The sequence below is a fragment of the Gilvimarinus sp. F26214L genome (assembly GCF_054401055.1).
Window position 1 is genome coordinate 1 of sequence record NZ_JBTIYG010000037.1, and the last position, 916, is coordinate 916.

The following is a 916-nucleotide window of genomic DNA, read 5'->3' on the forward strand; positions in this document are numbered from 1 at the left end:
CTGTTTGCGGCCATAGCAAACAGTTAACAAGCCAAAGCAGCCGACGCAAAAAAGCGCGCGGCTGTTTGGGGCGTTAGGACTGCGACCAAGCAGGGATGTATTTATTGAGCATTCGGCTTTGAAAGGAAGAGAATGACGAGAACTACTTGCACAGCCATCCTATTAGGACTTTGCGCAATGCTAGCTGCGTGTTCGGAAAGTGATGCGTATTTGGAAGCATATAAAGAATGCCGTGAATTGCCGGGCGATGAGTTTGCCAAAGCACAGTTTTGCGCAAAGTATGCGGAGCACTCCGAAGCGCAACTAGAACTTGAGGCGAAGCTTGCCGAAGTCAAATACCAGAAAATAGCGATCTTAACGGCGATCATGAAGCCCCAGTGAGCAAGGTCCTAACAAGCGGCTGTAGTACGGCCGCAAAAAAACGCGGCCCGGACGCACTACGCGGTGCTCCGTGCGCCGCTAAGCCGAGCGTTATGTGCTCGAAGTAATTGAACAAAGGAGAAATAGTGAAGAATCCAGTTAGGCTCATACTGAAAAAAGTAAGAACGGACGTACATGGCCAGCTCATAGATGCTGGATACAAAACAGTAGACATAGATCATGAGGGGCTAGAAACGCTTCTTTTTGAGGCAAGTCCCCATACAAGGGGCAAATTCGAGGTAGTCGGTGCGGAGCTTCTAAACGAATCAAAGCTGCTCGAAGAATATGAAAAGGAAAGAGAGAATTTCTAAGACCTCGTCGCAGCATCCGTGCTGCACATAACAATCCAATGTTGGCCGACACAGCAAGCATCGGCCTTGAAAAACAGGCCTCAAAGCGCTTGCTGCGCGGCAAATTGGGGCGTTAATGTGCGCTCTGCCGTTTGGCTTTCCGGCGGGGAATAAGTGCGGTGCAGTAGCCAACAATCAGCAATAGG

The 916-nt window shown here is 49.9% G+C and carries 2 protein-coding genes; both read left to right on the plus strand.

Annotated features, from left to right (window positions below; all coding sequences use genetic code 11):
- Nucleotides 1-210 precede the first annotated feature (210 nt).
- Nucleotides 211-381, plus strand: a complete 171-nt coding sequence (locus ACURWW_RS17210; RefSeq protein ID WP_458618522.1) for a hypothetical protein — start codon at nucleotides 211-213, stop codon at nucleotides 379-381.
- A gap of 125 nt (nucleotides 382-506) precedes the next feature.
- Complete coding sequence (locus ACURWW_RS17215) at nucleotides 507-731, plus strand: hypothetical protein (RefSeq protein WP_445618382.1); 225 nt, start codon at nucleotides 507-509, stop codon at nucleotides 729-731.
- Nucleotides 732-916 lie beyond the last annotated feature (185 nt).